Genomic DNA, 5,988 nt, shown 5'->3' on the forward strand with positions numbered 1-5,988 from the left:
GATCGAACACGGTCAGCCCACTGGACTCGCTCACGGCCGGGCCCTCGACCCGTCCGTCGGGGCGGATCCGGAAGCTGACGACCGTGCTCACGTAGCTCTGTCCCAGCGCGCTCGCCGGCGTCGGTTGCCAGCGGCGACCGATCTTCCGCTGCACGCGGACCAGGTAGCCGTCCTCGAGCTCGGACGCGGCCGTCGACGCCTGCACGGCCGCACCCCCACCGAGCTCCTCCTTCGGCGCGGTGGGCGGCGTCTCGGTCGTGTCCTCGGCGGTCAGGTCGTCCCCCCGCGTCTGCGCCCGCGGCTGGACCGGCTCCGGCTCGGGCAGGTCCTGACCCGAGAGCGGCGGCGGCGGCAGATCCGGATCGGGCGGCACGATCTCGCGTGGCTCGAGCTCGGGCTCCTCGGGCGGCGCGTCGGGCGACAGCACCCTCTCGGGCCGCTCGATCTCCGCGGGCGGCGGCGGGGGCGGCAGGTCCGACTCCGGGGGCGTCGGCTCGAAGGGCTCGGGTTCGGGCTCGTCGGGAGCCGGATCGGGAACGGGGTCGGAGACCGGCCTCTCGGGCTCGACCGGAGGCGCGGGAGTCGGATCGGGCTCGGGCGCGGGGGTACTCTCGACGGTATCCATGGCCTGGGCCGGAGCCACGGCGAGTCCCACCGAGATCGAGTCCATGGCCGGCGGCGAGGGCACGAGCGCCTGGGACAGCAGTCCGCCGCCCAGGATCACGACCAGATGGCCGGCGAAGGAGATCAGGAAATAGCGGCGCATCAGCGAGGCCAACCCGGGTCGTCGCCGGCCGGTTCCACCACGAGGCTGAGGTCGTCCACTCCCCCTTCCTTGATCTCACCCATGACCCGCACCACGAATCCGTACGGGACACCCTGGTCACTGCGCAGGTAGACCGGACCCTCGGTACCCGCCGGCCGGATCCGCCGCAGCTCGACCGCGAGCTGCGACAAGGGCACCACGTCCTCGTCCACGAAGACCCGTTGTTCGGGATCGACACTCACGACCAGTCCCTCGTCGGTGGCCGATGCCGGGGTCCGGGCCTCGGGCAGCTCGACCTCGACACCGCCCTGGATGAAGGGTGCGGTGAGCATGAAGATGATCAACAGCACGAGCGTGACGTCGACGAGCGACGTCACGTTGATGTCGGCCAGCGGCCGGAAGCGGTCGCGTCGGGCCAGGATCGAGAAGTCGTCGTCCATGACGGTTTTCCCCCGCGCTCGTGGCGCTCCGCGTCAGCGGACCGCGTGCTGCGACACGGACTCGCTGCTGAGTTCCTCTTCGGCCACGACGTCGGCGAGCAACGAACCCAACCGCGCCATCTCGGACTGCTGCGACTGCAGCCGCCGGGTGAAGTAGTTGAAGCCCACGACCGCGGGAATGGCCACGGCCAGACCGCACACGGTGGTGATCAGGGCCTCGGCGATCCCGGGACCCACCACGTCGAGCGTGGCCGATCCCTGCCGGCCGAGCTGCAGGAAGCTGTTCATGATGCCCCACACGGTGCCCAGGAGTCCGAGGAACGGCGCGACGGCGCTCAACGTCGCCAGCCACCCGAGACCGCGCTCCTGACGCCCGAGTTCCGACGAGGACTCGCGATCGATCCCCCGGGCGAGCATTCCCAGCAGCAGGCGGTCCTCGCCGCCGCGGCGCTCCTGGTAGAGCGGCCAGTAGTCCTCGCTGAAGTACACGAAGAGCCGTGCGAGCGGTGCACCGACCTGCGTCTTGCACCAGTCGGCGAGTTCCGCCATGCCGATGCGTCCTTCGCGGGCTTCGTCGAATCGTCGCCAGAAAGCGCGGTTCGCGGACTCGGCTCTCTTCACCCGCACCGCGCGCTCGATCATGACCATCCACGAGATGACCGAGAGCACGAACAGCAGCAGGACGATGAATCGCGCGAACAGGCCTGCACCGGCGACCAGGCCGCCGATCTCGGTGAGGATGTCCGCATAGGGAGCGACAGCTGGTGTCATGGAGTTCCTCGGTCTCGGACCGGTTCGGCGCAGGAGATCCCGATCCGGCCATCGATGCGGGGACGATGATCGGCGTGCCTCGAACGTCAGCGGTTGGCGGGGTGACCGCTCGGGCACTCCTACGCGGCGCCACGCGCCGCGGTTCCCGGAGGTGGCGCCACGCTAGGCGGGGCGATCCGGCAGGTCAAGCGCCGAGTCGGGCCGCTCAGCGGCGGAAGGCCGGGTGCTCGTCGTAGTACTCGCGCTCGAACACGGTGCGGAAGTCGAAGCCGTCGTCGAAGTCCCGGACGTCGTCGTCGTCGGTCCGCGCGAGCACGCCTCGCTCCACGAGATCGAAGACGATCGCACCGAAGTCGCGGCTCTCGTACACGCCCCAGGTGTTCAGGACGTGCCGCGCCATGGGCCCGAACTCCTCGCGGGCACAACGGCGGATCCCGTCGAGCAGCTCGGCGCCCGACACGTGACGGGGCTCGTCCAGGTTCCGGAGGGTGTAGTCCAGAGCCTGCATGACGAATTCGTACGCATGCGGAGAATAGGGCTGGTTCTCGACCAGCTTGCGCAGACGGGGCATCAAGGTGTCCGGACCTCCGTTCGGAATCCGGGAACAGTTACGCCACCCGGGCGCCGGCTGTCAACTCGCGGCCGCACGGGCCTCCCCGGCCCGATCGACCCGATCGTAGACGTCGAGGTAGTCCTCGATCACGCACCGGATGCAGAAGGTCTCCTTGGCGATCTCGCGCGCCGCCGCACCCAGGCGTGCGGCCAGCGCCGGATCCTCGATCACGCGCAGGGCGGACGCCGCCATCCCGTCGACGTCGTCCGGATCGTGCAGATACCCCGTCTCGCCGTCGGTGATCAACTCCGGCAATCCACCCCGGTCGCTGGCCACGACCGGCGTACCGCAGCTCATCGCCTCGAGGGCCACCAGACCGAAGCTCTCGGTCGCGCTCGGCAGCAGCAGGACGTCGGCCATGGCGAGCAGTTCCTCCATGCTCTCCTGCGCTCCGAGGAAACGCACGTCGTCGGCGACGCCCAACTCCCGAGCCCGCATCTGCGCCGGATTGCGCTCGGGACCGTCGCCCACCACGACCAGGGTGGACGGACGTTGGGCCCGCACCCGGGCGAAGACCTCGATCACGCGGCTCACGTTCTTCACGGGACGCAGGTTGCTGGCGTGCATGAGCAACGGGCGATCGCCGTCACGCAGGGGATTGTTCGCACGCAGGTCGGGCCGCGGGACGAAGGCCTGGGTGTCGACGAAGTTGCGGATCACGTCGATCTCACGATCGACGCCGAACACCCGGTCGGTCTCGCAGCGGAGGAAGTCGCTCACCGCCGTCACCGCGTCGCTCTGTTCGATCGCGAACCGCGTGAGCGGGTAGAAGCTCGGCTCCTGACCCACCAGCGTGATGTCGGTCCCGTGCAGGGTCGTGATCACGCCCAGCCGCGAGGGTGCCAACATCCGCTGTGCGAGGTAGGCCGCCGCCGCGTGCGGAATCGCATAGTGGACGTGCAGTACGTCGAGGTCGTGGTAGCGCGCCACCTCCGCCATCTTCGACGCGAGAGCCAGACTGTAGGGTGTGTGCGGGAAGGGCGGGTAGTTCGTCGTCTCCACCTCGTGGAAGAACACGTTGGGAGTGAAGTGGCGCAGTCGGACCGGCAGCGCGTGGCTGATGAAGTGCACCTCGTAGTCGTCGCGCTGCGCCAGCGCGAGCCCGAGTTCCGTGGCGACGATCCCGCTGCCACCCGTCGAGGCGAAGCTCGTGATACCGACTCTTCGTCGCGCCGCGCCTCCGTCCCGACCCCCTGCCCCGTTCATGGTCGATCTCCTCGTGTGGGTACTTCCGCCGGCGCCAACCATGGATCCTCCACCACGAATCCCTCTGCGAACTCGACCCCGACCCGCTGGCCGAGCCGGGCTCGGCGACCCTCGTGGGCGGCCAGGAAGCCAGGCGCGTTGATCGGCGTGGCGGTGGTGTCCGGCGTACGTCGGAACTGTGATTCGTAACGGCCGACCGCGCGGCGCCAGGCCTCCATGCCGGCTCCGACGTCGAAGGCCACGTGCGTGGGAGCTTCGTGGTGGCATGGATAGAACAGCAGGCGCTCACTGCGGTGGGCCGGCCCGCGATCGGGGGCTCGCCGCCCCACACCGGCGAAGAAGTGGGCGCGCCGCGCCAGCGCACCCGCCGCCTCGTGATCGGGATGACGGTCGTCGATCCACGGTGCGAACAGCCAACGTGGTCGGTGTTCCCGCACGAGATCGATCAGCGCGTCGAGTTGCGCGTCGTCGTGGGGGTCGATCCCGCCGTCGGGGAGACCGAGCACCGGTCTCCGGTCCGAGGCGCCCAGGTCCGCCGCGGCACTCAGACTGCATGCGCGGCGCTCCTCGGCTGTGCCGTTGCTGGCCAGTTCCCCGCCCGTGAGGTCGGCGATCAGGACCTCGTGTCCGGCGGCGGCCAGCACGGCGACGGTGGCTCCGCAGAACAACTCGACGTCGTCGGGATGCGGCGAGAGGAACAGTGCATCGCAGGTCCTCGACCGGTTCATCGTCCGGATTCCTCCAGGTGCAGGGCGATGCACGGCACCCGACCGGAATCGATCGCGCGGACGTACGAGTGCTCCAGCTCGGCTCGGGCACGGGCCGCGTCCCCGTTCCACGCGACCCACCACTGGTGCGCCACGAAGGCGCGTTCCTGAGGTCGGCCCCGCAGGTCGAACCACGCGGCCCGGCGCGCCGGATCCCCGTCGGTCCGCGTCGCGGCCAGGCGGTCCCGCAGACGGTCGATCTCGCGGGTCAGGCGCGGCCCGACGCGTCGTACCTCGCGACGCGCGCGATCGGTGTCGACGGTCGACTCGAGGGCTTCCATCGCCGAGCCCACCGTGGTCGCGGCGGTGTCCACGGCGCGTCCCCAGGCTTCGGGCAGTCCCGACCGGCGCAGGATCGACGCATCCCCGTTCAGGACCGCGGTCCTCGTGGCGTGGTCGGGCGGCCACGGTACGTCGTCGGGGATCATCACGGCGTGAGGACGGGCAGCCGGCCGTGCGGCCCGGACCCCCAGTTCCCCATACAGGGGCGACAGCTGACCGTGGTAGGACAGCTCCGCCGGTCCCAACACCGAGGCGACGGGGCCCAGCAGCGCGTCCTGCCACACCGGACGCAGCAGGACCGAGGGTGTGACGCGATCGACGTCGACCGCACGCATCTCGTCGGCCTCGACCTTCGTCCTGCGGTCGCCGTCCAGGAGGAACAAACCACTGGACCGGGCCTTCGCGTCGATCGCCACCGGCCAACCGCGCGCCTCGAGTGTGCGCGTGTGTTCCTCGAGCGCCGCGGTGATCCGCGGGTGTTCCGACACGTAGCGTTCGAACAGCGGACGCCCCAGCCTTCGCAAGCGTGGCGAGCGGGCGTCCACCACCACCAGGCCGTCCTCCGCGAACATGTGCAGTGCCCAGGCTCGCGCACGATCGCCGAGAGCGTGCAGCTCTCGCATCGACTCCAGCCATTCCTCGACCACGTGGGGCACGCCGATGCGTCGCAGGACGGCGGCCTCGACGTCCGGGAGCGAGGCGTCGGTCACGTCGCCCACCCGAAGGCCCGGTTCCCACGCCGAGGTCGGGATCTCGGCCCGGAAGGGTCCTTGCGTGGGATGGTACGCCCACGCCCGACGCACCTCCTCGAAGTCGGAGTCGTCGGCACCACACCAGTACACGGGCACGACCCGGCGTTCCTGCCGCTCCGAGAGCGTGCGCGCGATCGCCACCGCACCGGCGATCTTGTAGAAGCAGTACAGGGGCCCGAGCAACAGCCCGGGTTGCTGACCCGTGATCACGCACGCGGCGCCACCGGCCAGGGCCTCGAGCCCCTCCAGGCTCCGGATTCCCGCTCCCGTCCGCACGTGGTCTCGCCGGAGTTCCTCGAGGAACGCGGAGTCCGTCCACGCGGGCCCGGGCGCGGGCAGCTCCAGATCGAAGGTGTCGAGAACCGGGGCCGCCGTCGGTGCCGTGACCTCA

7 protein-coding genes are annotated in these 5,988 nt (G+C 70.2%); all 7 read right to left on the reverse strand.

Going from position 1 to position 5,988, the window contains the following annotated elements:
* Positions 1 to 778, reverse strand: a 778-nt coding sequence (locus tag VKA86_19600; GenBank protein HKK73416.1) for a TonB C-terminal domain-containing protein, incomplete at its 3' end; no start/stop codon positions are given.
* The gene (locus tag VKA86_19605) at positions 766 to 1,206 is read right to left on the reverse strand and encodes a biopolymer transporter ExbD (GenBank protein HKK73417.1); all 441 of its coding nucleotides are present in this window, start codon (positions 1,204 to 1,206) and stop codon (positions 766 to 768) included. The genes VKA86_19605 and VKA86_19600, both read right to left, overlap by 13 nt.
* Positions 1,207 to 1,239: 33 nt before the next feature.
* On the reverse strand, positions 1,240 to 1,977 hold the full coding sequence (locus VKA86_19610; protein HKK73418.1) for a MotA/TolQ/ExbB proton channel family protein: 738 nt from the start codon (positions 1,975 to 1,977) through the stop codon (positions 1,240 to 1,242).
* A 205-nt stretch (positions 1,978 to 2,182) separates the two neighbouring features.
* Positions 2,183 to 2,548, reverse strand: coding sequence for a Minf_1886 family protein (locus VKA86_19615; protein HKK73419.1), 366 nt, complete (start codon positions 2,546 to 2,548; stop codon positions 2,183 to 2,185).
* A 60-nt stretch (positions 2,549 to 2,608) separates the two neighbouring features.
* Positions 2,609 to 3,796 carry an N-acetyl-alpha-D-glucosaminyl L-malate synthase BshA gene (gene bshA / locus VKA86_19620; protein HKK73420.1) on the reverse strand — a complete coding sequence of 396 codons (1,188 nt, stop codon included), beginning with the start codon at positions 3,794 to 3,796 and terminating at the stop codon, positions 2,609 to 2,611.
* A complete protein-coding gene (bshB1, locus tag VKA86_19625) occupies positions 3,793 to 4,524 on the reverse strand; it encodes a bacillithiol biosynthesis deacetylase BshB1 (protein HKK73421.1) in 732 nt (243 codons plus the stop codon). Before bshB1 ends, bshA begins: the two co-directional genes overlap by 4 nt.
* Positions 4,521 to 5,988, reverse strand: a 1,468-nt coding sequence (gene bshC, locus VKA86_19630) for a bacillithiol biosynthesis BshC (protein HKK73422.1), incomplete at its 5' end; no start/stop codon positions are given. The genes bshB1 and bshC, both read right to left, overlap by 4 nt.

The organism is Candidatus Krumholzibacteriia bacterium, assembly GCA_035268685.1.
Lineage (GTDB): Bacteria > Krumholzibacteriota > Krumholzibacteriia > JAJRXK01 > JAJRXK01 > JAJRXK01.